The organism is Bailinhaonella thermotolerans (assembly GCF_003594875.1).
In the GTDB taxonomy this organism is placed as follows: Bacteria; Actinomycetota; Actinomycetes; order Streptosporangiales; family Streptosporangiaceae; genus Bailinhaonella; species Bailinhaonella thermotolerans.
Map to the genome: position 1 here is coordinate 607,045 of NZ_QZEY01000003.1, position 25,095 is coordinate 632,139.

The 25,095-nt window shown below is 74.0% G+C and carries 21 protein-coding genes; 12 read left to right on the forward strand and 9 right to left on the reverse strand.

What is annotated here, in order from left to right; translation table 11 throughout:
- Positions 1 to 118 precede the first annotated feature (118 nt).
- The gene (locus D5H75_RS11965; protein WP_119926444.1) at positions 119 to 2,584 is read right to left on the reverse strand and encodes a DEAD/DEAH box helicase; all 2,466 of its coding nucleotides are present in this window, start codon (positions 2,582 to 2,584) and stop codon (positions 119 to 121) included.
- A gap of 451 nt (positions 2,585 to 3,035) precedes the next feature.
- Here D5H75_RS11965 and D5H75_RS11975 point away from each other — a divergent pair, with 451 nt between their 5' ends.
- Positions 3,036 to 3,740 carry a ferritin-like fold-containing protein gene (locus D5H75_RS11975; RefSeq protein ID WP_119926446.1) on the forward strand — a complete coding sequence of 235 codons (705 nt, stop codon included), beginning with the start codon at positions 3,036 to 3,038 and terminating at the stop codon, positions 3,738 to 3,740.
- 148 nt (positions 3,741 to 3,888) lie between these two features.
- Here D5H75_RS11975 and D5H75_RS11980 read toward each other — a convergent pair whose 3' ends face one another.
- The 5 genes from D5H75_RS11980 to ligD (D5H75_RS12000) all read right to left on the reverse strand — a co-directional run bounded on the left by D5H75_RS11980 (position 3,889) and on the right by ligD (D5H75_RS12000) (position 7,242).
- Positions 3,889 to 4,113 (reverse strand): DUF3107 domain-containing protein, encoded by a 225-nt coding sequence (locus D5H75_RS11980; protein ID WP_119926447.1) that lies wholly within the window; start codon positions 4,111 to 4,113, stop codon positions 3,889 to 3,891.
- Positions 4,114 to 4,336: 223 nt separating this feature from the next.
- Positions 4,337 to 4,957, reverse strand: a complete 621-nt coding sequence (locus tag D5H75_RS11985; protein WP_119926448.1) for a TetR/AcrR family transcriptional regulator — start codon at positions 4,955 to 4,957, stop codon at positions 4,337 to 4,339.
- Between the two features lie 87 nt (positions 4,958 to 5,044).
- A complete protein-coding gene (locus tag D5H75_RS11990) occupies positions 5,045 to 5,269 on the reverse strand; it encodes a hypothetical protein (RefSeq protein WP_242454159.1) in 225 nt (74 codons plus the stop codon).
- Between the two features lie 111 nt (positions 5,270 to 5,380).
- Positions 5,381 to 6,304, reverse strand: coding sequence for a non-homologous end-joining DNA ligase (gene ligD / locus D5H75_RS11995; RefSeq protein WP_119926449.1), 924 nt, complete (start codon positions 6,302 to 6,304; stop codon positions 5,381 to 5,383).
- Entirely contained in the window at positions 6,301 to 7,242 is a 942-nt protein-coding gene (ligD, locus tag D5H75_RS12000; RefSeq protein WP_242454160.1) for a non-homologous end-joining DNA ligase, read from the reverse strand. The genes ligD (D5H75_RS11995) and ligD (D5H75_RS12000) overlap by 4 nt, the downstream gene beginning before the upstream one ends.
- Positions 7,243 to 7,370: 128 nt before the next feature.
- Here ligD (D5H75_RS12000) and ku point away from each other — a divergent pair, with 128 nt between their 5' ends.
- Entirely contained in the window at positions 7,371 to 8,420 is a 1,050-nt protein-coding gene (gene ku, locus D5H75_RS12005; protein ID WP_119926451.1) for a non-homologous end joining protein Ku, read from the forward strand.
- A gap of 195 nt (positions 8,421 to 8,615) precedes the next feature.
- Complete coding sequence (locus D5H75_RS12010) at positions 8,616 to 9,527, forward strand: alpha/beta fold hydrolase (RefSeq protein ID WP_119926452.1); 912 nt, start codon at positions 8,616 to 8,618, stop codon at positions 9,525 to 9,527.
- Positions 9,528 to 9,637: 110 nt separating this feature from the next.
- On the opposite strand, the gene D5H75_RS12015 is transcribed toward D5H75_RS12010, so the two are convergent.
- A complete protein-coding gene (locus D5H75_RS12015; RefSeq protein WP_119926453.1) occupies positions 9,638 to 9,838 on the reverse strand; it encodes a CsbD family protein in 201 nt (66 codons plus the stop codon).
- A gap of 179 nt (positions 9,839 to 10,017) precedes the next feature.
- Here D5H75_RS12015 and moeZ point away from each other — a divergent pair, with 179 nt between their 5' ends.
- From moeZ to D5H75_RS12055, 8 genes are all read left to right on the forward strand, one after another.
- On the forward strand, positions 10,018 to 11,196 hold the full coding sequence (moeZ, locus tag D5H75_RS12020; RefSeq protein ID WP_119926454.1) for an adenylyltransferase/sulfurtransferase MoeZ: 1,179 nt from the start codon (positions 10,018 to 10,020) through the stop codon (positions 11,194 to 11,196).
- A gap of 211 nt (positions 11,197 to 11,407) precedes the next feature.
- On the forward strand, positions 11,408 to 12,355 hold the full coding sequence (locus D5H75_RS12025; RefSeq protein ID WP_242454161.1) for a hypothetical protein: 948 nt from the start codon (positions 11,408 to 11,410) through the stop codon (positions 12,353 to 12,355).
- Positions 12,349 to 13,581: a S8 family serine peptidase gene (locus D5H75_RS12030; protein WP_119926455.1), complete on the forward strand. Its 1,233-nt coding sequence runs from the start codon at positions 12,349 to 12,351 to the stop codon at positions 13,579 to 13,581. The genes D5H75_RS12025 and D5H75_RS12030 overlap by 7 nt, the downstream gene beginning before the upstream one ends.
- A 412-nt stretch (positions 13,582 to 13,993) precedes the next feature.
- Positions 13,994 to 15,022 (forward strand): hypothetical protein, encoded by a 1,029-nt coding sequence (locus D5H75_RS12035; protein ID WP_147425125.1) that lies wholly within the window; start codon positions 13,994 to 13,996, stop codon positions 15,020 to 15,022.
- A complete protein-coding gene (locus D5H75_RS12040; RefSeq protein WP_119926457.1) occupies positions 15,016 to 16,425 on the forward strand; it encodes a S8 family peptidase in 1,410 nt (469 codons plus the stop codon). Before D5H75_RS12035 ends, D5H75_RS12040 begins: the two co-directional genes overlap by 7 nt.
- Positions 16,426 to 16,505: 80 nt before the next feature.
- Positions 16,506 to 16,871, forward strand: a complete 366-nt coding sequence (locus D5H75_RS12045; RefSeq protein WP_119926458.1) for a hypothetical protein — start codon at positions 16,506 to 16,508, stop codon at positions 16,869 to 16,871.
- Positions 16,859 to 17,164, forward strand: coding sequence for an MGMT family protein (locus tag D5H75_RS12050; protein WP_119926459.1), 306 nt, complete (start codon positions 16,859 to 16,861; stop codon positions 17,162 to 17,164). The genes D5H75_RS12045 and D5H75_RS12050 overlap by 13 nt, the downstream gene beginning before the upstream one ends.
- A gap of 91 nt (positions 17,165 to 17,255) precedes the next feature.
- A complete protein-coding gene (locus D5H75_RS12055; protein WP_119926460.1) occupies positions 17,256 to 20,588 on the forward strand; it encodes a bifunctional glycosyltransferase/CDP-glycerol:glycerophosphate glycerophosphotransferase in 3,333 nt (1,110 codons plus the stop codon).
- 115 nt (positions 20,589 to 20,703) lie between these two features.
- On the opposite strand, the gene D5H75_RS41475 is transcribed toward D5H75_RS12055, so the two are convergent.
- Together D5H75_RS41475 and D5H75_RS12060 are read right to left on the reverse strand one after the other, a co-directional pair.
- A complete protein-coding gene (locus D5H75_RS41475) occupies positions 20,704 to 20,877 on the reverse strand; it encodes a hypothetical protein (protein ID WP_202638062.1) in 174 nt (57 codons plus the stop codon).
- Positions 20,878 to 20,934: 57 nt separating this feature from the next.
- Positions 20,935 to 21,276, reverse strand: a complete 342-nt coding sequence (locus tag D5H75_RS12060; protein ID WP_242454162.1) for an SMI1/KNR4 family protein — start codon at positions 21,274 to 21,276, stop codon at positions 20,935 to 20,937.
- Positions 21,277 to 21,523: 247 nt separating this feature from the next.
- On the opposite strand from D5H75_RS12060, the gene D5H75_RS12070 reads away from it, so the two are divergent.
- On the forward strand, positions 21,524 to 24,973 hold the full coding sequence (locus D5H75_RS12070; protein WP_242454163.1) for an ATP-dependent helicase: 3,450 nt from the start codon (positions 21,524 to 21,526) through the stop codon (positions 24,971 to 24,973).
- The last annotated feature ends 122 nt before the right edge of the window (positions 24,974 to 25,095 follow it).

Below are 25,095 nucleotides of genomic sequence, written 5' to 3' on the forward strand. Positions count from 1 at the left end.
CTTACCCAGCGTGGCGGACCGATCGGGTACCTCACGGGTAAGTCTCCAGGTCATCACCCTCGGGCCCGCCCCCGCGCCGCGTCCTCACGCGGGCGGGGGCGGCCCCTCGGGACTCGTCTCAGCGCCGCCGGCTCCGGCCGCCGCGCCCCTGCCCCCGGCCCTGGCCGCCACGGCCCTGACCCTGGTTGCGCCGGGGCGGCGGCTGCCAGGCCGGCTCCTCGTCGAAGTCGTCCGGGTCGCCCAGGCTCGGCGGCGCCATGAACATCACCGAGAACGGGTCGTTCGTCACCGGGGCGCGCTCCAGCACGGGAGCGGGCTCCGGACGGGCGGCCGCCACCGGCTCCTCCGCGGCCTCGGGGGCCTCGGGGGTCGCGGTGGTCTCCGCGGTCTCCGCGACCGGCGCGGGCGCCTCGGCCTTGCGAGCGCGGGCCCGCCTGACCGGGGCGGCCTCCACGGCCTCCACGGCCTCCACGGACTCCACGGACTCCACGGTCTCCGCCGCGTCCTCGGCCTGCGGGGCGTCGGCGGGCGCGGGGGCCTTGGCCGTACGGCTCCGGCGGGGCCTGGCCGGCTCCTCGGGGGCCTCGGCGACCGGGGCGGGCTCGGCCGTCTCGGCGGTGGCCTTGCGGGTGCGGGTGCGCTTCGGCTTGACCGGCTCCTCGACGGACTCCGCCACGGCGGCGGGAGCCTCGTCGGCGATCTCGGCGACGGCCTCGGCGGCCGCCTTCCGCGCGCGCGTCCGCTTGACCGGGGCGGCCTCTGCGACCTCCACGGCCTCAGCCGCGTCCTCGGCGACCGCCGTGGCGGCCTTGGCCGTACGGCCGCGCCGGGGCCTGGCCGGCTCTTCGGTGGCCTCGGTGGTCTCCGCGACCGGGGCCGGGGCCTCGGCGGCCGGGGCGGGCTCGGCCGTCTCGGCGGTGGCCTTGCGGGTGCGGGTGCGCTTCGGCTTGACCGGCTCCTCGACGGGCTCGGCGACCTCGGCCACCGGCGCGGCGTCCTCGACCGGCTCCGCGACGGCGGCCTCGGCCTTGCGGGTCCGCGTGCGCGTGCGCTTCGGCTTCTCGGCCTCCACCGGCTCGGCCACGACCGCGGCCTCCTCGGCGACCGGCACGGCCGCCTCGGTCACCCCGGCCTCGACCGCCTCGACCACACCGGCCTCGGTCGCCTGCGCGGCGGCGTCGGAGCGGCGCGTCCGGGTGCGGGTGCGCTTGGGCCGGTCCCCCGCGGGGGCGGCCTCCTCGGCGGCCGGGGTCGCGGCGGCCACGGGGGCGGCCTCGTCCTCGGAGCCGCGCCCGCCGCGGGTGCGGCGGCGCTCACGCTGCTTGCGGGCCGGGCGGTCCCGGTCCCGGTCCCGGTCCCGGTCCCGATCCCTGTCCCTGTCCCTGTCCCGGGACTTGGACCTGGTTCGGCCGGTCTCGCCGACGTCCTCCAGCTCCTCGGCGTCCAGGCCCGCCCGCTGCCGCTGCGCCCTCGGGAGCACGCCCTTGGTGCCCTCGGGGATGTTCAGCTCGGTGTAGACGTGCTTGGACGTGGAGTAGGTCTCCTCGGGGTCCGCGAAGTCCAGGCCGAGCGCGTTGTTGATGACCTTCCAGCGGGTCAGCTCGCTCCACTCGACGAAGGTCACGGCCACGCCGGTGCGGCCCGCGCGGCCGGTCCGGCCGATGCGGTGGACGTAGGCGTCCTCGCTCTGCGGGCAGTCGTAGTTGACCACGTGGGTGACGTCGTCGATGTCGATGCCGCGCGCGGCGACGTCGGTGGCCACCAGGACGTCGACCTTGCCGTTGCGGAACGCCCGCAGGGCCTGCTCGCGCTGGCCCTGGCCCAGGTCGCCGTGGACGGGCGCCGCCGCGAAACCGCGCCGGCCCAGCTCCTCGGCGACCATGTCGCAGGCGCGCTTGGTCTCACAGAAGATCATGGTGAGGCCGCGGCCCTCGGCCTGGAGCAGCCGCGCCACGATCTCGATCTTGTCCATCCGGTGCGTGCGCCAGACGTGCTGCGTGGTCTGCGGCGTGGCCTGGGACTCGCTCGCGCTCTCGGCGCGGACGTGGGTCGGGCGGCGCAGGTAACGGCGGCTGAGCGCGACGATCTCACCCGGCATGGTGGCCGAGAAGAGCATGGTCTGCCGGTCCTCGGGGACCAGGCTCACGATGCGCTCGACGTCGGGCAGGAAGCCCAGGTCGAGCATGCGGTCGGCCTCGTCGAGCACGAGCGAGGCGATCTTGGACAGGTCGAGGTGGCGCTGCTTGACCAGGTCGAGCAGGCGGCCGGGCGTGCCGACCACCACTTCGACGCCGTCCCGCAGGGCGTTGATCTGCGGCTCGTAGGCGCGCCCGCCGTACACCGAGAGGATGCGCGCCCCCAGCTTGCCGGAGGCCACGATCAGGTCCTCGGTGACCTGGAGGGCGAGCTCGCGCGTCGGCACGACGACGAGGCCGAGCGGCGGCGCGCTCTTGCCCTTGCGCCGCTTGGGCTCGGCCTGGGCGATGCGCTGCAGCATCGCGACACCGAAGGCGTAGGTCTTGCCGGTGCCGGTGCGGGCCTGGCCGATCACGTCCTGACCGGAGAGCGCGAGCGGCAGCGCCATCGACTGGATCGGGAAGGGAGAGACGATGCCCTCGGTTTCGAGGGCGTCGGCGATCTCCGGAATGACTCCGAGGTCTCGGAAGGTCGTCAGCGTGTCCTGCCTAAAGCTAGGGCCTGCGGCGTCCTTTCCGGGGCCGCGCGCCATCGCTCAGCGGGCCCGCGCGGAAAGGTCGCATCCGGCGTTTGCAAACGACCGCGCCGGCGTGGCTCCCCCGTGGCGTGAGCTGCGGCGTAGCGCCTTGGCTGCGGCGTAGCGTCACCCGTAAGTCCGTCTCGGGCCTGTTTCGGGGATGGGCCCGTGAAGATCACGCTTCGCGGTCGCACTTTCACGTCCCAGTCTACTCGACTGTCAAGTGGCGATCGATTGCCGATCGCTTGCGGATCGCTTTCAATATCCGCAATCCCGTATTGGCCCGCCTTTTCGGCCGCGGCGAGGGCGTTAGGCTGCACACATGAGCGAGTCTTCCCCCGCCGGGACCCCTGCCGAGGAGAGGGCCGGAGCGACGGCCACCGGCGCCGTCGCCGAGCTGCTGGGCGTGCTGGCGTACGGCGAGCTGGCCGCCTTCTTCCAGCTCTCGGAGGACGCCAGGCTGGCCCCGACCCTGGGCGACCGCGCCGCGCTGGCCGGGGTGGCCGCCGCGGAGTACGCCCACTTCCGCCTGCTGCGCGACCGGCTCGTGTCCCTGGGCGTGGACCCGGACGCCGCGATGGCGCCGTACGCCGAGGCCGTGGACGGGTTCCACCGCCTGACCGCGCCGAGCGACTGGCTGGAGGCGCTGGTCAAGGCGTACGTCGGGACGGGGATCGCCGGCGACTTCTACCGCGAGGCGGCCCGCCACCTCGACGGGGACACCGCCAAGCTGGTGGACGAGGTGCTGGCCGACGAGGACCGCGCCGAGTTCGTGGTCGAGCGGGTGCGCGCCGCGGTGGACGCCGACCCCTCCGCCGCCGGGCGCCTCGCCCTGTGGGCCCGCCGCCTGGTGGGGGAGGCGCTGAGCCAGGCCCAGCGCGTCGCCGCCGAGCGCCCCGATCTGGCCGGCCTCCTCGTGGACGCCGCCGCCGAGGCCGGCGTGAGCGACCTGGCCGAGATCGGCCGCATGTTCGCCCGCCTCACCGAGTCCCACGGCAAGCGCATGGCCCTGCTCTCCCTGAGCTGACCCCTCCCCGCGAAGCCCGCCGCCCGTTCCGTACGGCTCGCGCCGGGCGCGAGCCGTACGGAAAGCGCGTCCAGAGGGCGCCCCTTCAGAGAGGGCGCCCGTTCAGAGGGGGCGCCCGTTCAGAGGGGGCCGAAGGGCGCCGGACGGGCTAGAGGGTGCCGCCGAAGCCCACGGGGCGGATCTCCTCGCCGCCGATCTCCACGAAGCCGACGGCGCTCGCCGGGACCATCACGATCTTGCCCCGCTTGTCGGTGAGGGTGAGCACGCCGTCGGGCAGCGAGTCGCGGAGGGCCTGTTCCACGTCCTCCGCGCTCATGTCCGTGTCCACCACGAGCTCCCGGTGCACGGACTGCACCCCGATCTTGATCTCCACGCTGTCTCCTCCGTCCTGGCCGGCGGGCCCGTCCTGGCCCCGGGCGGGGCGGACGCGGGCCCGCCCGCGCGCCCATCCTCACGCCCCGGCGGCCCGGGCCGCGCGCGTGATCGCGGGCAGCGGAATCGCCTCCAGCGAAACGGCGCCGCCGGGACCCGCGCGGCCGTACCGGACGGCTTCCCCGGGGACGGGCGTTGATGCCCGCCCGGGGAAGGCCCGAAACTCAGCTCGTGCGGGGGAAACCGCTGATGCCGCGCCAGGCCAGGCGGGCCATGAGCTGCTCGGCGGCGTCCTTGGGGATGGTGCCGTAGGCCGACAGCCAGTAGCGGGCGCTCGTCTCGGCCATGCCGACGAGGCCCATGCCCAGCAGGTGTGCCTCCTCGCTGGAGACGCCCGTGTCCTCCTGGATGACCTGGGCGATCATCTCGGCGCACTCGGCGTTCATGCGCTCCACGCGCTGCCGCACGGGCGCGACGTGCCGCAGGTCGGACTCGAACACCAGCCGGAACGCCTCGCCCCGCCCGGACACGAAGTCGAAGAACGCCTGGAACGTGGCGCTCACCCGCAGCTTGTTGTCGTGGGTGGAGGCCAGGGCGTCGCGGCACTTGCTCACGAGCTCCTCGGCGTGCTGCTCCAGCAGCGCGAGGTACAGCTCCAGCTTGCCCGGGAAGTGCTGGTACAGCACCGGCTTGCTCACGCCCGCCCGGTCGGCGATCTCGTCCATGGCCGCCGCGTGGTAGCCGTGGGCGACGAACACCTCCTGAGCGGCGCCGAGAAGCTGGCGCCGCCGGGCCATCCGGGGCAGCCGGGTGCCCCGTGGCTTCGCGTCCGGGGTCGCAGTCACCGCAATCTCCCGATGTGTCGCACGCGCGGTCGGACCGTCCGCCGCGTTTCGCGCCATACTACGGGTGCGTAACTTCGCCTGCCCACGTCAGCGGTACTCGTCCTCGTCCAGCCTGACCTCGCGCTCCTGGTCCGCCGCGTCCGCCGGGTCCACGTCGAACGGAACGCTCCGGGGATAGCCGCCCGGGAGGTCGTCGGGCGGATCGAGCCTCTGGTGCTGCTCCACGGCGTCGGCCTCCGGCGCCTCGATGTCGTCGGTCATGGGGTCCTCCTCGTCGGCGAACGAGTCCCCCCGGACATCCATCTCAGACATGCTCGCGTGCCCCTCCCGCTCGCGTTCGCGATCGTCGGCCACTCGGCCGGCGGTTGCCGGGCCGTACGGCGTGATGCCCGCGATCGCCCGGCTCACGCCATCCGGCCCGTCTCAGCCTAGAACCCCTCTGGTCTCGTCGCCGAGCAGCGGCGCGAACAGATCTCCCAGCTCCTCCGCCCGGGCGAGCACGTCGTCGGAGGTGAAGACCAGGTCGGCCGGCTTCTCGCACGCCTCCACCTCTGCCCATTCCAGTGGCGTCGATGCCGTCGGCAGGGCGGCGGCCCGCAGGGAGTACGGCGCGACGGTGGTCTTGGCCGGGTTGTTCTGGCTCCAGTCGATGAAGACCTTGCCCGGGCGCTCCTTCTTCGCCATCCGGCTGACGATCTCGCCCGGCCGCTCGGCCTCCAGCCGCTGCGCCAGGGCCTTGGCGTAGTCGCTGGTCTGACTCGTGCCGGCCTTGACCCCGCGCACCGGCACGTAGAGCTGCATGCCCTTCTTCCCGCTGGTCTTCGGGTACGACGTGAGTCCGTCCTCGGCGAGCCGGTCGCGCAGGAGGCAGGCGACGCGGGCGCACTCGACGATGGTGGCGGGCGGGCCCGGGTCCAGGTCGAAGACCAGCGTGTCGGGGGCGTGGACCTTGCCGCGCGGGCCGACCCGCCACATGGGCACGTGCAGCTCCAGGGCGGCGAGGTTCGCGTAGTAGACGAGGCTGGGCAGGTCGCGGATGATCGGGAAGTTGGCGGTGTCGCGGTCCTTGGTGCTGCCGGGCGTGGCCAGGCGCGCCGTGCGGATCCAGTCGGGGTTGTGCGAGGGGGCGTTCTTCTCGAAGAAGAACTTGTCCTCCACGCCGTTCGGGTAGCGCTTGACCGTCAGCGGGCGGCCGTCCAGGTGGGGGAGGAGGACCGGGGCGATTCGCGTGTAGTAGTCGATGACCTGGCTCTTCGTGAAGCCCTTGTCGGGATAGAGAACCTTGTCCAGGTTCGTCAGGGTCAGCTCGCGGCCCTCGACCCTGACCCGCACCTTGCTGTCGCTCATCGCCGCGTCACCTCCTCCGGCCGCTTGTCCTCGCGCAGGCCGCGCCACGTCGGTGTGCGCAGCCTGCCCTCTCTGGTCCACATCGTGTATCCCACTTCCCCCACGAGGCCCGGTCGCACCCATCGGGCGTCGCGGGCGAACTCGCGGGGCACCTCCTCGTCGTACGGGCTGCGCGGGATCTCCAGCGGTTCCAGCAGCTCGCGCAGGTGGTCGAGGACCGCGTCGGTGAAGCCGGTGCCGACATGCCCCGCGTAGAGCAGCCGCGGCCCGTCGTACACCCCGAGCAGCAGGGAGCCGATTCCGCCCGCGCGGCGGCCCTTGCCCGGTTTCCAGCCGCCGATGACCACCTCCTGCGTGGCCAGGTGCTTGATCTTGACCCAGTCCGGGCTGCGGCGGCCGGGGCGGTAGGGCGAGGTGAGGCGCTTGGCGACCACCCCTTCCAGGCCCCGGCGCGAGGTGAAGCCGAGCATCTCCTCCCCGCCGCCCGGCGGGGCCAGCACCGGACCGGCCAGTTCCAGCGCGTCCAGCAGGGCCCGGCGCTCGCCGTACGGCACGTCGAAGAGCGGGTGCCCGTCGAGGTAGAGGAGGTCGAAGACGACGTACGTCACGGGGACCAGGGTGAGCAGGCCGCGCGCCTCCGGGTCGGACACGTGCATGCGCTGCTGGAGGCGTTCGAAGCTGGGCCTGCCCAGCTCGTCGAACGCCACGACCTCACCGTCGCAGATCGCGCGGCGCCCGGCGAGCTGCGGGCCGATCGCGGCGATCTCGGGGTAGCGGGCGGTGATGTCGGTGGCCTTGCGGCTCGTCGCCCAGACCGCGCCGCCGTCGACGTAGGAGACGGCGCGGACGCCGTCCCACTTCACCTCCAGGGCGTACGGACCGAGGTCGTCCGGTCGCTCACCGGGGACGGCCAGCATGGGTTCTACCAGCCTTGGCATCGAATGCCCCATGCACGGGTATCTGCCCAATTTAGGTGGCGGGACAGCCAGATGTTCGATCCGGCTCTCGTCAGAATCGAACGCGGGTACGAAAATGTAAGTGAGCGCGCCGAGGGACAGGAGAGGCCATGCGCAGCATCTGGAAGGGCGCGATCTCCTTCGGGCTGGTCACGATCCCGGTCAAGCTCTACTCCGCCACCGAGCAGAAGGACGTCACCTTCCACCAGGTGCACCGCGAGGACGGGGGCCGCATCAAGTACCGCCGCGTGTGCACGATCGACGGCGAGGAGGTCCCGTACAGCGACATCGCCAAGGGCTACGAGCTGGCCACCGGCGAGATGGTCGTGCTGACGGACGAGGACTTCGAGGACCTGCCGCTCACGTCGTCCCGGCGCATCGACGTGCTGCAGTTCTCGCCGCTGGAGCAGGTGGACCCGATCTACTTCCAGAAGGCGTACTACCTGGAGCCCGACGGGCCGGGCACCAAGCCGTACGTCCTGCTGCGGGACGCGCTCGAACGGTCGGGCAAGGTCGCGATCGTCAAGATCGCGATCCGGCAGCGGGAGTCGCTGGCCACGCTGCGGGTGCGCGACGGCGTCTTCGTGGTCGAGACGATGCTCTGGCCGGACGAGGTGCGCGAGGCGGAGTTCGGCTTCCTCGACGAGGACATCGACGTGCGCGCCCAGGAGCTCACGATGGCCGAGTCGCTCATCGACACCATGAGCGGCGACTTCGACCCCACGGAGTACCACGACACCTACCGCGAGGCGCTTCAGCAGGTCATCGAGGCCAAGGTGGCGGGCAAGGAGATCGTCCAGCCCGAGCAGCCCGAGGAGGCCGGCCCGGCGGTGGACCTGATGGCGGCGCTGCGCGCCAGCGTCGAGGCGGCCAAGAAGGGCCGCGCCCCCGCCGAGAAGCGCCCGGCGTCCGGGCGGCGGACGGTGGCCGACGCGTCCGCGAGATCGGACGTCAAGAAACCCGCCGCCGAGAAGAAGGCCGCCGAGAAGGCCGCCGCCGGGAAGGCCGAGAAGGCCGAGAAGAAGGGCGCGGCGAAGAAGGCGGCGGACAAGAAGACCGCCGAGAAGAAGCCCGCAGAGAAGAAGCCCGCGGCCAAGAAGGCGGCGGACAAGAGGCCGGCGGAGAAGAAGACCGCCGAGCGCCGCAAGAAGGCCTCCTGACCCACGCCCGGCCGCCCGGGCCTCCGGCCCGGCGACGTCCCGTGATCCGGTACGTTCGCGCACGCGGTGGGTGCGAGACGGCGTGATCACCGCGGGCCCCCCGGACGCGCGGCCGAGGGGGATTCCGGTGGGGTATGAGGTGTGGGAAGGTCACGGGCGTGTGTACGCGCCGGAGGTGGTTGAGCGGTGAGTGAGATGGGGGAGCCGATCCCGGCCTGGCCCGGGGAGAAGGTCGTGGCCGGGCGGACCACGCTGTTCGTGCGGTCCACGCCGGAGGAGCGGGGCGAGGCCGCCGTGTTCGTGCACGGCCTGGCCGGGTCGGCGACGAACTGGACCGACCTCATGGGGGAGCTGCGGGACGTCGTGCGCGGGCACGCCGTGGACCTGCCGGGGTTCGGGCTCTCCCCGCCGCCGCCGGACGGGGACTACACCGTGACCGGGTTCGCCCGGGTCGTCGCGCGGTTCATCGCGGGCCTGGACGCCGGTCCGGTGCACCTGTTCGGGAACTCGCTGGGCGGGGCCGTCTCGGTGCGGGTCGCCGCCGAACGGCCGGAGCTGGTGCGCTCCCTCACGCTGATCTCGCCCGCACTGCCCGACCTGACGCCGCGTCTCGGCCCGATCCGCACGGCCGTCGCGGGCACGCCGCTGCTGGGCCCGTTCGCGCTGGGCCAGTTGCGCCGGCTCCCCCCGGAGCAGCGGGTCCGCGCCTCGATGGAGATGATCTACCACGACCCCTCGGCCGTGCACCCGCGCCGCGTCGCCGAGGCCGTCGCGTCGGTCAGGGAGCGCGACGGCATGCCGTACGGCGACCGCGCCATCCTCGGGGCACTGCGGGGGCTGATCGCGGAGTACTTCCGGCGCGGGCCCCGGAACCTGTGGCGCGAGGCGGCCCGGGTGGAGGCGCCGACGCTGCTGATCCACGGGCGGTACGACCGGCTCGTGGACCCGCGCCGCGCCGCGCGGGCCGGTCGCGCGTTCCCCCACCTGCGCAACGTTCTGCTCCCGCACTGCGGCCACGTCGCCCAGATGGAGTGCCCGGCCCTGGTCGCCCGCGAGTTCAGGTCTCTCCGCGCCGAGGCCGTGCCCAGCGGGTACCCGGGAGGCTGAGCCCGCGGGGCCGCCGGGCCAGGACACGCCGCCGCCGGGCCCGGACACGCCGGGGCCCGGACACGCCGGGGCCCGGGCGGGTGACCCGCCCGGGCCCGAGGCGCGGCCGTTTAACGGTCGGGGTCCAGGGCGTCGCGGACGTTCTTGCCCGCGTCCTTGACCCGCTCGCCGGCCTGCTTGGTCTCACCCTTGAACTGGTCGGCGCGGCCCTCGGCCTCCAGGCGCTCGTTGTCCGTCGCGCGCCCGGTGGACTCCTTGGCCCGGCCCTTCAGCTCCTGGGTCTTGTTGCGCAGTTTGTCCATGAGACCCATCTGGTCTTCACCTCCGGTTTCTCGGACCGCTGCGATGTACCCCGCAGGAGCGGGCCCATTCGGGAATGCGGCATGGCCTGGTTTAGGTTGACAACTGGCAGCGTCACGACGACGTGCGCGAGCCGTACCCTCATGCCAGACCTGAAAAGTGAAGAACCCCCGCAGCAGGGAGCCAGCCAGTGTCGTTGCCACCCTTGGTCGAGCCGGCCGCCGAGCTGACCGTCGACGAGGTCCGCCGCTACTCGCGCCACCTGATCATCCCCGACGTCGGGATGGCCGGGCAGAAGCGCCTGAAGAACGCACGCGTGCTCTGTGTGGGCGCGGGCGGTCTGGGGTCCCCCGCGCTGATGTACCTCGCCGCCGCGGGCGTGGGCACCCTCGGAGTGATCGACTTCGACGTCGTGGACGAGTCGAACCTCCAGCGCCAGATCATCCACGGGCAGTCCGACGTGGGCCGCCCGAAGGCGGAGTCGGCCGCGGCCTCCATCAAGGAGATCAACCCGCTCGTCAACGTGATCATCCACAACGAGTCGCTCTCCAACGACAACGTCATGGAGATCTTCAGCGGCTACGACCTGATCGTGGACGGCACGGACAACTTCGCCACCCGCTACATGGTCAACGACGCGGCGGTGCTGCTCGGCAAGCCGTACGTCTGGGGCTCCATCTACCGCTTCGACGGTCAGGCCAGCGTCTTCTGGGCCGAGCACGGCCCCTGCTACCGCTGCCTCTACCCCGAGCCCCCGCCGCCCGGCATGGTCCCCTCCTGCGCCGAGGGCGGCGTGCTCGGCGTCCTGTGCGCCAGCGTCGGCTCCATCCAGGTCACCGAGGCCATCAAGCTGCTCACCGGCACCGGCGAGCCGCTGGTCGGCCGGTTGATGATCTACGACGCCCTGGAGATGACCTACCGCCAGGTCAAGGTCCGCAAGGACCCCGAGTGCCCGCTCTGCGGCAAGAACCCGACGATCACCGAGCTGATCGACTACGACGCGTTCTGCGGCGCGGTCTCCGACGAGGCCCAGCAGGCGGCGGCGGGCTCCACGATCAGCGTGGGCGAGCTGAAGGACATGCAGGACAAGGGCGAGAACATCTTCCTGATCGACGTCCGCGAGCCGAACGAGTACGAGATCCTCTCGATCCCGGGCGCGACGCTGATCCCCAAGGGCGAGTTCCTCAACGGCTCCGCGCTGGAGCGGCTCCCGCAGGACAAGAAGATCGTCCTGCACTGCAAGTCGGGCGTGCGCTCCGCCGAGGTGCTGGCGATCGTGAAGAACGCCGGATTCGCCGACGCCGTCCACGTCGGCGGCGGCGTGTTGGCGTGGCAGAAGCAGATCGACCCGTCGCTCCCGACGTACTGATCTCGCTCGCCGAGCGGCCCGATCCCCGCCTGCGGTTCGGTCCGATCCCCGCCCGCCGATCGGTGATCGGTCGGTGACCGCGGGGTGCGGCCGATGCCGTATCGACACATTTTCCGGAAAAGCCGCCGGTCCTTCGGGATCGGCGGCTTTTCGCCGTACGGCTTGCGCAACCCGGGGTTTGGCACGGGGCCGGTCGGCTTAAAGTCGTTGTGTGACGGAATCCGCGGGCGGCGAGCGCCATCACCGGCACTCGCCGGATCTGGACGCTGCCCGCGGGCCGTACGGCTTCGCGCCGCCCGCGCGCCCCGCCGCCGCGCCCGTGCCCGCGCGCGACCGGAACGGCCGGCCGCTGCCGCCGGGGGTCGTGCCGCTCGACCGGCCGCCCTTCCCCGACCTGCCGCAGGTCTACGCCGCCCCGGTCCCGCCGGAGGCGCCGCCCGTCCTCCCGCCCCGGCGGCGGCGCTGGCCCGGGCAGGTGGCGGCCGGGGCGATCGCGGCGCTGTGCCTGGCCGGGGCCGTGTTCGGCGGGCTGCGCGCCGGGGCCGAGCTGCGCCGGGGCCCGACCGACGAGGAGCTGCGCCGGGCCGCCGTCGCCGAGATCGCCGGCCGCTGGGCCCGCTGGCCGGCGAACAAGATCTTCCCCTCCGGGCTGGCCTACTCCCCGGAGCAGGGCGGCGAGGAGACCGCCCAGCGGGTGGGCGTGTCGCCCGAGACCTCCTGCGACGCCGGCCTGGACGCGCGGCTGCTGGCCAAGCTGCGCGGCTGCCGGGGCGTGCTCCGCGCGACCTACGTGGACGCCCTCCAGGGCCTGGCGATCACCGTCGGCGTCGTGGCCTTCCCCGACGAGCGCGCCGCCCTGGCCGCGCGCGAGGCCCTGCCCGAGCACGTCAAGCCCACGCCGGGCCTGCGCGCCCTGGGCTTCCCCCGCACGATCACCGCGCGGTTCCGCGACTCCGCCCGCCAGGCCGCGACCGTACGGCAGGCCGGCCCCTACCTTGTGCTCACCACCGCGGGGGCCCTCGACGGCCGCCCCGCGTCCGCCGTACGCCAGCAGCGCCCGGCGGTCTTCGGGCCCGCCTCGGAGATGAGCGAGGAGGTCCTGCGGGTCCTCACCGAGCCCGCGACGCCCCGCTGCGGGGCCAAGGAGTGGACGTGCTGAGGAGGCTCCTCGCCGGGACGCTGGCCGCCTGCGCCGCGCTCGCGACGGCGCCCCCGGCGCGCGCGGACGAGGTGCGGGCCAGCCAGCGGCAGGTGCTGAACACGCTCGACGTCGAGCGGGCCTGGCAGAGCACGCGCGGGCGCGGGGTCACGGTCGCCGTGCTCGACTCCGGCGTGGACGCCGCCCACCACGACCTCGCGGGCTCCGTCGTGACCGGCAAGGACTTCACCGCCGGGGCGAACCCGCCGGGCGTCCCGCCGCGGCGGCTGCACGGCACGTACATGGCCTCGCTGATCGCCGGGCACGGGCACGGCCCGGGGCGCGCGGACGGCGTGGTCGGCGTGGCCCCGGAGGCGCGCATCCTGTCGGTGCGGGTGATCCTGGAGGACGAGGAGCCGGGGTTCCGCACGTTCAACTCGGTGAGCCGGTACGAGAACGTGGTCGCCCGGGGCATCCGGTACGCCGCCGACCGCGGGGCCGACGTGATCAACATGTCGATCTCCAAGGAGTTCCCGACCAGGCAGGAGCGCGAGGCGGTCGCCTACGCGATCTCCAAGGGCGCGGTCCTGGTCGCGGCGGCGGGCAACGAGGGCGCGATCCCCGACAAGCTGGACAAGCGCGGCTTCGCGCCGTACTCCTATCCCGCGTCCTTCCCCGGCGTGATCTCCGTGGCCGCCTCCGACCGGGTCCACCGCCGCGCCCCCTTCTCCAACCGCAACGCGGGCGTCCTGGTCGCGGCCCCCGGCGTGGACGTCATCGGCGCGGGCCCCGGCGACCAGTACTGGGTCGGCCGGGGGACCAGCCAGGCCACCGCCCTGGTCTCCGGCGTCGCGGCGCTCGTCCGCTCCCGGCACCCCGACCTCGCCCCGGCGCTCGTGGCCCAGGCGATCACCGCGAGCACCACCCACCGCCCCGCCCGCGGCTACGACCCCGACCTCGGCTTCGGCGTCGTCAACGCCGCCGCGGCCCTGCGCGAGGCCGCCAAGCTCGCGAAGTACACCACGAAGGCCGCCGCCCACGACCCGTCGCGCCCCTTCCGGGTGAGCCGGGCGGCCGGCGGCCCCCACCCCGGAGAGCCGGTCCAGATCATCCACCGCGACCGCCAGGTCATCACGCTGTACGGCGGGATCGCGGCGGCCTGCGCCGCGGGCTTCCTCGGCTCGATCCTCTTCATGGTCGTCAAGCTCCGCCGCGCCCGCCGGCGCGCGGACGTCTTCGGCGGATGACCCGCCGCGGGCGTTCCGCGATATCGGGTCCCACATCGGTTCTCCGGAATCCGGGGGAAAGGCGTGGGAAGGGATGGTGTCGGGGGCGTGATGGCGGTGTGGTGCGAAGGTATCCCGAAAATCGGGTATGTCCCGGAATATGAGTGGGGTTGCGAGGTGGGCCGTGGCGGGGGCCGGCGGCAAAGGGTTGGCTGAGCGCGACGAAGCCGAGCTTCGGCAATCCCCGACGGTTGCGTAGCATCGAGATATGTCCCCTGAGCAGGCTGGGCGGTCCCCGGATCACCGGGACGCGCGCGATGGGGGCCGGACGCCGCGGATGACGCCGCCGATGGTCGCGCCGGGGACTCGCGCCGATCAGGGCGCCTCGGGCGCACCCGCCCGCGCCGAGGCGTCCCGGGCCGGGGGTAACCCCGTGCCCGGCATCGGCCGCCGCCGCTCCACCGGGGCCTGGCCGCGCGGCGCCGGACGCGGCGGCACCTGGACCAAGGCCACGCGCACCGGCGCGGCCCGCCCCGCCGAGGGACCCGCCACCCGCGCCGCCCCCGGGGCCCCTCCCGGCGGGCGCCCGAGGGGCGTCGGCGCGAGCCGTACGGGCGGAGCGGGGACCGCGGGGACCGCGGGGACGGCCGGGCCGGGCCGCGCGCCCAGGGGGATCGCGCTCGGCGGCCTCCGGCGGGGCGCGATCGCGGCCGAGAACCCCGACGCCTCGCTGGAACGCGGGATGCGGCGCCACCGGATCTTCGTGGTGCTGATGTCGGTGCTGATCACGCTGGCCGCGGCGGCGGCCGTCTCGGCGGGGGGCGGGCTGCTGCACGAGACGGGCCCGCGCCCGCTGACCGCCGCCGAGCAGGAGCAGTACGTCCGGGACGAGATCGCGCGGCGGTGGCACGCCTGGCCGGTGGGCAAGGTGTTCCCCGACGACGTGGAGTACCTCGGGCTCGCCCGCGTGCGGCAGAAGGCCAAGCGGGTCGGGATCGCCCCGGAGACGAGCTGCGCGAACGGGCTGGACCGCCAGGCCAGCGAGCCGCTGGTCGCGAACGGGTGCCTGCGGCTGCTGCGGGCGACCTACGTCGACCAGACCGCCACCTTCATGATCACGGTCGGCGTGGCGGTGCTCCAGGACGAGCCGGCGCGGCAGCGGGCCGCGGAGCGCCTGCCCGTGGACGACCGGGTGGGGGTGCTGCCCGTCGGGTTCCCGCGCACGGTCACCGAGGGGTTCGGCGTCGCGCAGCGCCAGCGCACCGGCTGGGTGAGCACCGGCCCGTACATCGTCTTCTCCACCGCCGGATACACCGACGGCCGCACCCGCGAGGCCGTGCCCCCCGAACAGTCCACCCACAGCGAGCTGTGGCCCACCGCGCAGACCATCGCCGGGCGCATCGCCCGCCTGCTGGGCGACCCGCCGCCCGTGCCGCGCTGCACCCGGGGAGACACATGCTGAGACGCCTGGCCCCGGCCGCCGCCCTCGCGGCACTCCTCCCCGCCCTGCCCGCCCTGCCCGCCGCGCCCGCCGTGCCCGCCTCACCCGCGCACGCCGCCGGGCACCCGGTACGGCACGCGCCCGCCCCGCCCGCCGCCCCCGCCCCGTCGGCCGCCGCCGTGCCCGCCGTACCGGACCGGCCCGCGCGCGCCGCCGTACCCGGGCCGGGGGCGCGAGCCGTACCGGATCGGCCGGGGCCCGCGGTCGCCGGGCGGATCGAGACCGGGACGCGGTGGCGGCCCGGGGCGGACGAGGTGCGGGACGCGCAGCGCTGGGTCTTCTCGGCGATCAACGCGGCCGCCGCCTGGCGCTCCTCGACCGGTGAGGGCGTGACCGTCGCCGTGCTGGACTCCGGGGTGGACCCGGGGGTGGCCGAACTGCGGGGCAAGGTGCGCAGCGGCCCCGACCTGACCTCGACGCACACCAGCCCCGACAACCCGGGCTGGGGCCTGCACGGCACCGGCATGGCCTCGCTGATCGCGGGGCGCGGGACCGGGGAGGACAGCGGAGTCCTCGGCGTCGCCCCGGACGCGCGCGTGCTGTCGGTGCGGGTGCTCGTGGACGAGGAGGACCCCGAGTACTGGAGCTTCCGGGGCTCGGGCGCGTCCGACCTGTCCCTCGGCGACGGCATCAGGTACGCCGTGGACAACGGCGCCGACGTGATCAACATGTCGCTGGGCGCGTACGAGGTGCGCAGGCGCGACCGGGAGGCGATCAACTACGCACTGTCCAGGGGCGTCGTCCTGGTCGCCGCGACGGGCAACGACGGCGACACCAAGACCTCCCGCGAGGAGGGCCGGTCCTACTGGAGCTTCCCCGCCGGATACCCGGGCGTGATCGGCGTCGGCGCGGTGGACAGGAACGGCCGCAGGGGCGAGTTCTCCAACGACAACCTGTCCGTCTCCGTCGCGGCCCCCGGCGTGGGGATCGCGATGGTGCTCTCAGGCGGCCGGTACGCCCGGGCCGAGGGCACCAGCCCGGCCGCCGCCCTCGTCTCCGGCGTCGCCGCCCTGATCAAGTCGAGGCACCCGCGCATGCGCCCCGAGCTGGTCGCCCGCGCGATCACCTCCACCGCCCGGCCGCACCCGCGCGAGGGGTACGACGACGAGGTCGGCTTCGGCGTCGTGGACGCGGGGGCCGCGCTCGCGACCGCGGACCGGCTGGCCGGGTACCGCTCCGCCGTGCCCCCGCCGCAGGAGCGCTTCGGGAAGGGGTACGACGCCGGGGACCCCGTGAGCCCCGGCGCGGACCCGCCCCGGATGTGGGCGTACGGCGGGGGTCTGGCGGCGTCCCTGCTGGTGTTCGGCGGCGCGATCGCCGTCCTGCTGCGCCGGTCGCGGCGGCGTCTTGAAGATCACGAATAGGGGAAGGTCTCATCACGGCAGGCGCTGACATCGGCCTTTGCGCCACGCGACGGAACAAATCTTCGCTAAGGTCGCCGTTCATGGGGTACGAGCTGCGCCTGGAGCGGGACCAACCGCTCACCGTGGACGAGGTCTCCAGGGTCCTGGAGACGGAAGGGGACCTGTCGTTCCTTGAGTCGCGTGACGTCGTCGTGGACGGCAACGTGGTCGCCCGCTGGTCCGGGGACCCGGGGTCCGGCAAGCTGGCCGGGCAGCCGAGCTCGGACTGGCACGTCGCCTGGCTCGCGCGCCTGGCCGACGTCTTCGGCGCCCGCCTGACCGGCGAGGACGGCGAGGTCTACACGATCCGCGACGGCATCGTCGAGCAGCGCAGCAACGGCAAGGTCCACGAGTTCGGCAAGCTGGAGGAGATCCTCGCCGCCGGGCTCGTCGAATGGAACGAGTGAGGGAACCCGACGAGTTCGCCGAGCGGGTCCTCGACCTGGTCGAGCGCATCCCGCCCGGCATGGTCATGTCGTACGGCGACGTCGCCGAATACCTCGGCGAGGGCGGCCCCCGGCAGGTGGGCCGGGTGATGTCCCTGTGGGGCGGCGGCGTCCCCTGGTGGCGGGTGATCAGGGCCGACGGCTCCGCCCCGCCCGGGCACGAGGCCCGGGCGCGCGCCCACTGGCGCGAGGAGGGCACAGCGCTGCGTGGCGACCGTGTCGACATGCGTCACGCTCGCTGGCCGGGGCCTTAGCGATTGGTCAAGAATCAACAAAAGAGGCGTCTGTTAACCCCTGGGAGGGCCGTACCATTGCGGGAACCCATCTCGAACCCGGAAGGCTAACGTGCCCAGAATCAGCATCGTCGTGCCTGTTCTGGACGGTGAGGACGCCCTCGCCGAGCGGCTGACGGCGCTGGCGGACCGGCCGGGCGCCGACCTGGAGGTCGTGGTCGTGGACCGCGGCTCGGCCGACGCGTCCCGCGAGGTGGCCCGCAAGTTCGCCGAGTCCGACCACCGCGTCCTCACGGTCGAGCACCCCGCCGCCCGCACCGCCGCGATCCTGGCCGGGGTCGCGCACGCCTCGGGCGCCTACTTCGCCTTCTGCGACCCGGCCGCGTTCGACCCCGAGGTCTGGGAGATCCTGGCCGGCTCCCTCGACGACAGCGCGTCCGACTTCGCCGTCGCCGCGCCCCGGTTCTCCCGCGAGGGCGCCTCGCCCCGGGAGTTCGCCAAGACGGTGCTCGCCCGGCCGATCGCCCACATGCTCTTCCGGCGCTCCGCCTGGGACCGCCTCGCGCCGCCCGCCGACGTGGCCTGGTTCGAGCCCGCACTCGCCGTGCGCGCCTTCGCCCGCGCCTCCGCCGTGGACCTGGTGGACCTGTCGCGGCCCGCGCCGCCCGCGCCCGCCGAGCCGCTGGGCGGGGTCATGGCCGCGGTCGCCGACGCCCTCCGCGTCCTGCGGGGAGACGAGCGCCGGGCCTACGACCTGCACGTGCTCACGAACCTGCTGCCCTCCTACCTGGACGCGGCGGCCGACGGCGGGCCCGAGCGCGTCCGCGAGCTGATCGGGCTGGCCGGGCCGTACCTCAAGGACGTGCACCCCTCGGTCAAGCGCGAGGTCCCGGCTCCCCGGCGGCTCCGCTACCACCTGATCGAGCACGGCCTGGAGAAGGAGTTCGCCGAGCTGGCTTCGGTCAAGAAGCAGCCGGCGCGGGTGCGCAAGGGCCTGCGGTGGTACGCCGACCTGCCGCTGCGCGGCGACAAGCGCATCCCGGACCGGGTGTTCCGGCTGGAGGGCGCCGACCTGGTGCCCAAGACGCAGGTCGAGGAGGTCGTCTGGGACGGCGACCGGCTGCGCCTGTCCGGGTGGGCCTACCTGCCGCGCATGTCGGTGCGCGGGCCCCGCTTCAACTACGCGCGGCTGGTGCTGCGCGGCCCCGGCTGGATCCCGCCGATCCGCGTCCGCGCCAGCCGTACCCGCAACGTGCGCGCGACGGTGATGGCCAAGGAGGCCGGATACAACTACGACTGGGCCGGGTTCGCCGCGAGCGTGCGGCCGTTCTCGCTGAAGTGGCGGCTGGCGCTGCTGAGGCTGACCGGGCGGCGCGACGACGTGTCCTGGCAGGTGGACGCGGTGGTGCAGAGCCGAGGCGCGTCCGGCAGGGCCCCGCTGCGCGGCCCCGCGCAGGGGCAGGCCGAGCGCCCGGTGGGCCGGCGGATCGGGCGCGGCACGCGCGTGCGCCCCGCCTGGGGGCCCGACCGGCGGCTGGAGCTGCGGATCGAGGGCGCCCGGCCGTCCCTCACCGCCGCCTGCGTCGAGGGCGACCGCCTGCTGCTGACCGGCACGCTGCCGCGCTCCGGCTCCGGCGTCCTGGAGTTACGGCACCACTCGGCGAAGCTCTCCTATCCGTACTCCGGCACCACCTTCGCGGCCTCGGTGCCGCTGGAAGCGCTCACGCCGGGCGCCTGGGAGCTGCGCGTCAACCCCGACGGGGACCGCCCCCGGCCGGTGATCATGGCCGCCGAGGAACTCGTCGCCTCGCTGGTCGAGCCCGAGGGCCACGAGCTGGCCGTCCTGCGCGAGCTGGACGAGCGCGTCTCCGTGGCCGTGCGGCCGTACACCCCGCTGCTCACCTCGGCCACCTGGGTCTCCCCGGGCGTGCTGGAGCTGGTCGGCCGTCACTTCGCCGGGCGCGGCGACCTCGTGCTGCGCCACGCGCGCGCCGGGGTCCACGCCGTCACCCCCGCCTGGGACGAGGACCGCTTCACCGTACGGCTGACGCCGGCCCGCATGGCCCGCTTCGGCTCGTCCGTCCCGCTGAACTCCGGCACCTGGGCGCTGTACGTCAGGGACCTGTCGGGGGCGCTCGCGCGCGTCCGCGTGGACCACGGGGAGCTGGAGGCGCTGCCGTCCGAGCGGGTGACCGTGGACGGGCGGCGGTTCCGGGTGCTCGCGGTGGGCTACGACGAGGCCGTGCTGCACGCCGAGGAGGACGTGCCCGACGCCGACCGGGGCGTGCCCGGGCAGGCGCTGCTGCGCCGCTCGTACTACCCCAAGGAGCGCGAGAAGCCGCTCAAGGACGCGGTGCTCTACGTCTGCTGGAACGGCAAGCAGTACAGCGACAGCGTGCGCGCGGTCTACGAGGAGCTGCTGCGCCGCGAGCTCCCGCTCCAGCACGTCTGGCTGGTCGCCGACGGCGCGTTCGTGCCGCCGGGCTCGCTGGAGGTCACCGGCAAGCCGGGCGTCACGCCGACCGTGGTGCGCGCGGGCAGCCGGGAGTACTACCAGGCGATGGCCCGGTCGAAGTACGTCGTGGCGAACACCTACCTGCCGAAGTGGGCCAGGATCCGCGACGACCAGGTGATGGTGCAGACCTGGCACGGCACGCCGCTCAAGCGCATCGGCAACGACATGCCCTGGATGCAGCGGCCCGGCCCCAAGCCCGACTTCTGGCACCGGCAGGCCGCCGAGGTGCCCAACTGGGACCTGCTCGTCTCCCAGACCCCGTGGGCGTCGCCGATCTTCCGGCGGGCCTTCGGCTACGAGGGCGAGCTGTTGGAGTGCGGCTACCCGCGCAACGACCTCCTGACCACGGCCGACGCGAGCGTCAAGGCCGTGGTGCGGTCCCGCCTGGGCATCCCCGACGGCAAGCGGGTCGTGCTTTACGCCCCGACGTGGCGCGACTACGACCGCGACAACCCGTCCCTCCGGCTCGACGTGGACGACGCGCGCCGGGTGCTCGGCGACGACCACGTCCTGCTGGTCCGCGGCCACCTGATGCAGGCAGGCCCCGGGCTGCACGACCCGTCGGGCTTCGTGGTGGACGTGACGTCGTACCCCGACATCACCGAGCTGATGCTGGTCTCGGACGTCCTGATCACGGACTACTCGTCGGTGATGTTCGACTTCGCCTCGACCCGGCGGCCGATGCTCTTCTTCACCTACGACCTGGCCCGCTACCGCGACTCCACGCGGGGCTTCTACTTCGACTTCGAGGCCGAGGCCCCCGGCCCCCTCCTCGCCACCTCCGAGGCGGTCGTCTCGGCCCTCCGCGACCTGGCCACCGCCGGTCCCGCCGCGCCGGATGCCCGCTACGAGGCCTTCATACGGAAATACTGCCCCTACGACGACGGCCAGGCCGCCGCCCGCCTGGTGACCCACGTCTTCGGCCCCTGACCCGGGCCGACCCTTTCGCGGTGATCACGCGGTCTCACGCACACGGTGTGCGCGAACCGCGTGATCACGGCGAGGGCCGGTGCGATGGGGCGTGGGTCCCGGTTCCTTCCGGCGTTCATTTCCGCTCGAATTCCGCGGACACGAGGTCCCAGAACGAGCGGTAGCGGGCGGCTCCGGCCATCCAGGCCGCGATGTACCACGCCTCCCATTCGCCTTCCGGCGTGACCACGTGGGGGTTGAGCAGGATGGAGCCCTCGTCGTCGTAGCTGCCGACGAGCAGCGTGTCCACGACGTACTCCCTGCGTATGAGGGAGGTGTTCTGGGCGGCGCCGTAGACGAGGTACTCCTAGTCGGGGATCTCCTCCCACTCTTCGGACAGCGAGGCGAGGTGGGGGTCGAGGTCGCGGGTCCAGCCGACCTTGGCGGCGGGGAGGAGCAGGCCGGGCTCCTCGTCCTCCCAGAACTCCCGCCAGCCGTCGCTCACCGCGAGGAACTGCCGGTAGCTCGGGGGCAGGGACACGCCGAGCCGCCTCTCCAGCGCCGCGATCTCCTCCTCCGAGGCCCCCGGCGCCCCCATCCACGAATCTTTGGACATACGGTCGTCATCCGAGATCGCCGCGCGGTTCACGGCCGACAGCAGCTCCGTCCACGGCAGCCGCGACGTCCCGGCCTCACTGGTCTCGATCACCCCGCAAGCGTAGGGGCGGCCACCGACATTTCCCCTCGGAGCGGGACGCGCCCAGGGGCGTGGGGCGGGAGTTGACGTGGTGGAAAGCACATCGGGGCTGGTGAAAGCGGTGAGAGCCGGGGTTGGAGGTGGGCAATGGACGCGTCGTGGGGGAAATGGTGGCGATCATCTGGTGAAATCGTGAGGTGTGAGTGGTCCGACTTATCGGTTGGTGCGGCGGGGGGCTTCGGGGCCGGCCGTTGTGCCGGTGCTGGACGAGCACCAGCGGGCCGTCGTCGAGCATGACGGCGGGCCGCTGCTGGTGCTCGCCGGGCCGGGGACCGGGAAGACGACCACGATCGTCGAGAGCGTGATCGACCGCATCGAGCGGCGCGGGGTCGATCCCGAGCGCGTGCTCGTGCTGACGTTCAGCCGCAAGGCCGCCGAGGAGCTGCGCGAACGCATCACCGCGCGGATGCGGCGCACCACGCGGATGCCGCTGGCGCTGACCTTCCACTCCTACGCCTACGCGCTGCTCCGCCGCGAGGCCCTGCTGGCCGAGGAGCCGCCGCCGCGGCTGCTGTCGGGTCCCGAGCAACTGCTGGAGGTGCGCCGGCTGCTCCAGGGCGAGCTGGCGGACGGCGCGCTGCACTGGCCGTCGTCGATGCGGCCGCTGCTGGCGACCCGGGGCTTCGCGGAGGAGGTCCGCGACTTCCTGCTGCGCGCCGCCGAACGCGGGATCGCCGGGGAGGACCTGGTCCACCTGGGCAAGGTGTACGGCCGCGAGGACTGGGTCGCCGCGGGCGAGTTCGCCGACCGGTACGCCGCGCGGTTCGACCTGGAACCGGTGCCGGTGCTCGACTACGCGGAGCTGATCCGCGGCGCCGCGGGGCTGCTGCGCGACTCCGAGGTGCGGCACCGCGAGCGCGGCGCCTACGACGTGATCTTCGTGGACGAGTACCAGGACACCGACCCCGCGCAGGAGTACCTCCTCCAGCAGCTCGCCGGGGACGGCCGCGACCTGGTCGTCGTCGGCGACCCCGACCAGTCCATCTACGGATTTCGGGGCGCCGACGTGCGCGGCATCACCGAGTTCCCCGACCGCTTCCGCACCCGCGACGGCGCCCCCGCCCCGGTCATCGCCCTGCGCGTCTGCCGCCGCAGCGGCCCGGAGCTCCTCGCCGCCTCCCGCCGCGTCGCCGCCCGCCTCCCCGCCGCCCCCCGCCCCTCCCAGGACCCCGCCCGGCCCGCGTCTCCCCCCGGCGCCGTACGGCCTGAGCCCGCGTCTCCCGCGGGCGGCGTACGGCCGGAGGGCGCCCCGCCGTACTCCGGCGACGGCTCCCGATCCATGAACGGGAGCGGTCCCCTCCACGCTCCGGGGACCAACGGGAACGGGAACGGAGAGTTCTCCACAGGCGGGACGGGGGGCGCGGAGATCCCCGGTGGCGCCGCGTACCCTTCCGCCAACGGTCACGCGACCTCCGCGAACGGGACCGCGCCCGCGAACGGGACGGTTGTCGCCGGGGGCGCGGCTCCGGAGCGCGGGGCCGGGAGTCACCGGGACCTGCGGGCGGGAGAGGGGGTGGAGCCCGGGGAGGTGCGGGTCTTCGTGGCGGACAGCGCGAGCCAGGAGGCGGCGCTGATCGCGGACACGCTGCGCCGCGCGCGGCTCGTGGACGGCGTGCCGTGGTCGCGGATGGCCGTGCTCGTCAGGTCCGCCGCCGTGCAGACGCCCCCGCTGCGGAGGGCGCTGCTCGCCGCCGGCGTGCCCGTGATCATCGGGGGCGACGAGGTCCCGCTGATCGAGGAGCCCGCCGTGCGCCCGCTGATGACGCTGCTGCGGGTGGCGCTGCGGCCGCACACCCTGGACGAGGGCACCGCCGAGGAACTGCTGACCGGGCCGCTCGGCGGCACCGACATGATCGGCGTGCGGCGGCTCCGGCGCGCGCTGCGGACCGCCGAGGAGCGGGCGTCGCGCGACGCGGACATGCTGCCGCTGCCGCCCCGGAGCGCCGGCGAGCTGCTGGTCGCGGCGCTGAAGGACAGGCGGGAACTGCTCACGGTCGAGCCGGAGACGGCGCGGCCCGCCGAGCGGCTGGCGGCGCTGATCGAGCTGGTCAAGGACCGCACCAAGCGCGGCGGCAGCGCCGAGGAGGTCCTCTGGGAGGTGTGGCAGGCCAGCGGCCTGGCCGACCGGTGGACCGAGGCGAGCCTGGCCGGCGGGTCGCGGGGCGCGCAGGCCGACCGGGACCTGGACGCCGTGGTCGCCCTGTTCGACCAGGTGGCGCGGTTCGTGGACCGGCTGCCCGGGGCCGGGCCCGAGGTGTTCCTCGACGACCTGGTGGCGCAGGAGATCGCCGGTGACACGCTCGCGGAGCGCGCCCCCGACGGCGACGCCGTGCGCGTCCTGACCGCCCACCGGTCCAAGGGGCTGGAGTGGGACGTCGTCGTGGTGGCCGGGGTGCAGGAGGGTCTCTGGCCCGACCTGCGCCTGCGCGGCTCCCTGCTGGGCGTGGAGGAGCTGATCGAGCTCGCCGCCGGCCAGGACCCGGACAACCCCGAGGTGACCAGCGCGACGCTCACCTCCAAGCTGCTCGCCGAGGAACGCCGCCTGTTCTACGTCGCCGCGACCCGCGCCAGGAAGAAGCTGGTCGTGACCGCCGTCGGCGGCGAGGACACCGACGAGCGGCCCTCCCGGTTCCTGGAGGAGCTGGCCCCCGGCGAGGTCGAGCCCGCCGGGCTGGACGAGCGCCAGCGCTGGCTGAGCCTGCCCTCCCTGGTCGCCGAGCTGCGCTCCACCGTCGTGGACGCCGCCAGGCCCGAGCCCGTACGGCGGGCCGCCGCCGCCCACCTGGCCCGCCTCGCCCGCGCCGGGGTCCGCGGCGCGCATCCGAGCGAGTGGTACGCCCTGACCCCGCTCTCCGACGACAGCGCCCTGACCTGGCCCGACGGGATCGTGCGCATCTCGCCGTCCGCCGTGGAGAACTTCACCAAGTGCGGGCTGCGCTGGCTCCTGGAGACCGCCGTGGGCGCGACCAGCTCCGACGTCGTCCGCCACCTCGGCACGGTGATCCACGCGATCGCCGCCCTCGCCGCGACCGAGCCCCAGTCCGACGAGGCGCTGGACAAACGCCTCGACGACATCTGGGAGAATCTGGACTTCGGCGGGGTGTGGTTCAACAAGCGCCAGCGCGAGGTGGCCGGCCAGATGGTCAAGCGCTTCCTCGCCTGGCACCGGGAGAACCCGCGCGAGCTGGTGAAGGTCGAGGAGGCGTTCACGGCCGAGCTGCCCGGCAACATCCTGATCAAGGGCCGGGTGGACCGGGTCGAGCGCGACGGCGAGGGCCGCGCGTTCGTCGTGGACATCAAGACCGGCGGCACCAAGCCCCGCGAGGGCGAACTGGACCGCCATCCGCAGCTCGGCGTCTACCAGCTCGCCGCGCTGCTCGGAGCGTTCCAGCGGCACGGCATGACCGAGCCGGGCGGCGCGTCCCTGGTCCAGGTGGGCAAGGCCGCGGGGACCACCGACAGCGCCAAGGAGCAGAAGCAGGGCGCGCTCGGCGACGACGGCGACCCCGGATGGGCGAGGGAACTGGTGGAGACCGTGGCGACCGGCATGAGCAGCGGCACGTTCCGCGCGACCGTCAACGACGGCTGCCGCACCTGCGCCGTCCGCTCCTCCTGCCCCGTGAACGACCAGGGGAACCACGTCGTATGACCGACCAGCGCACCCCCGACGACCCCGGCGGCACCGGGCTCCTGCCGTACGGCGAGACGCCCCTGGACCTCTCGGACGGCGCGGCCGGGCTCACGCCGTACGCCGACGTGCTGACGCGGGCC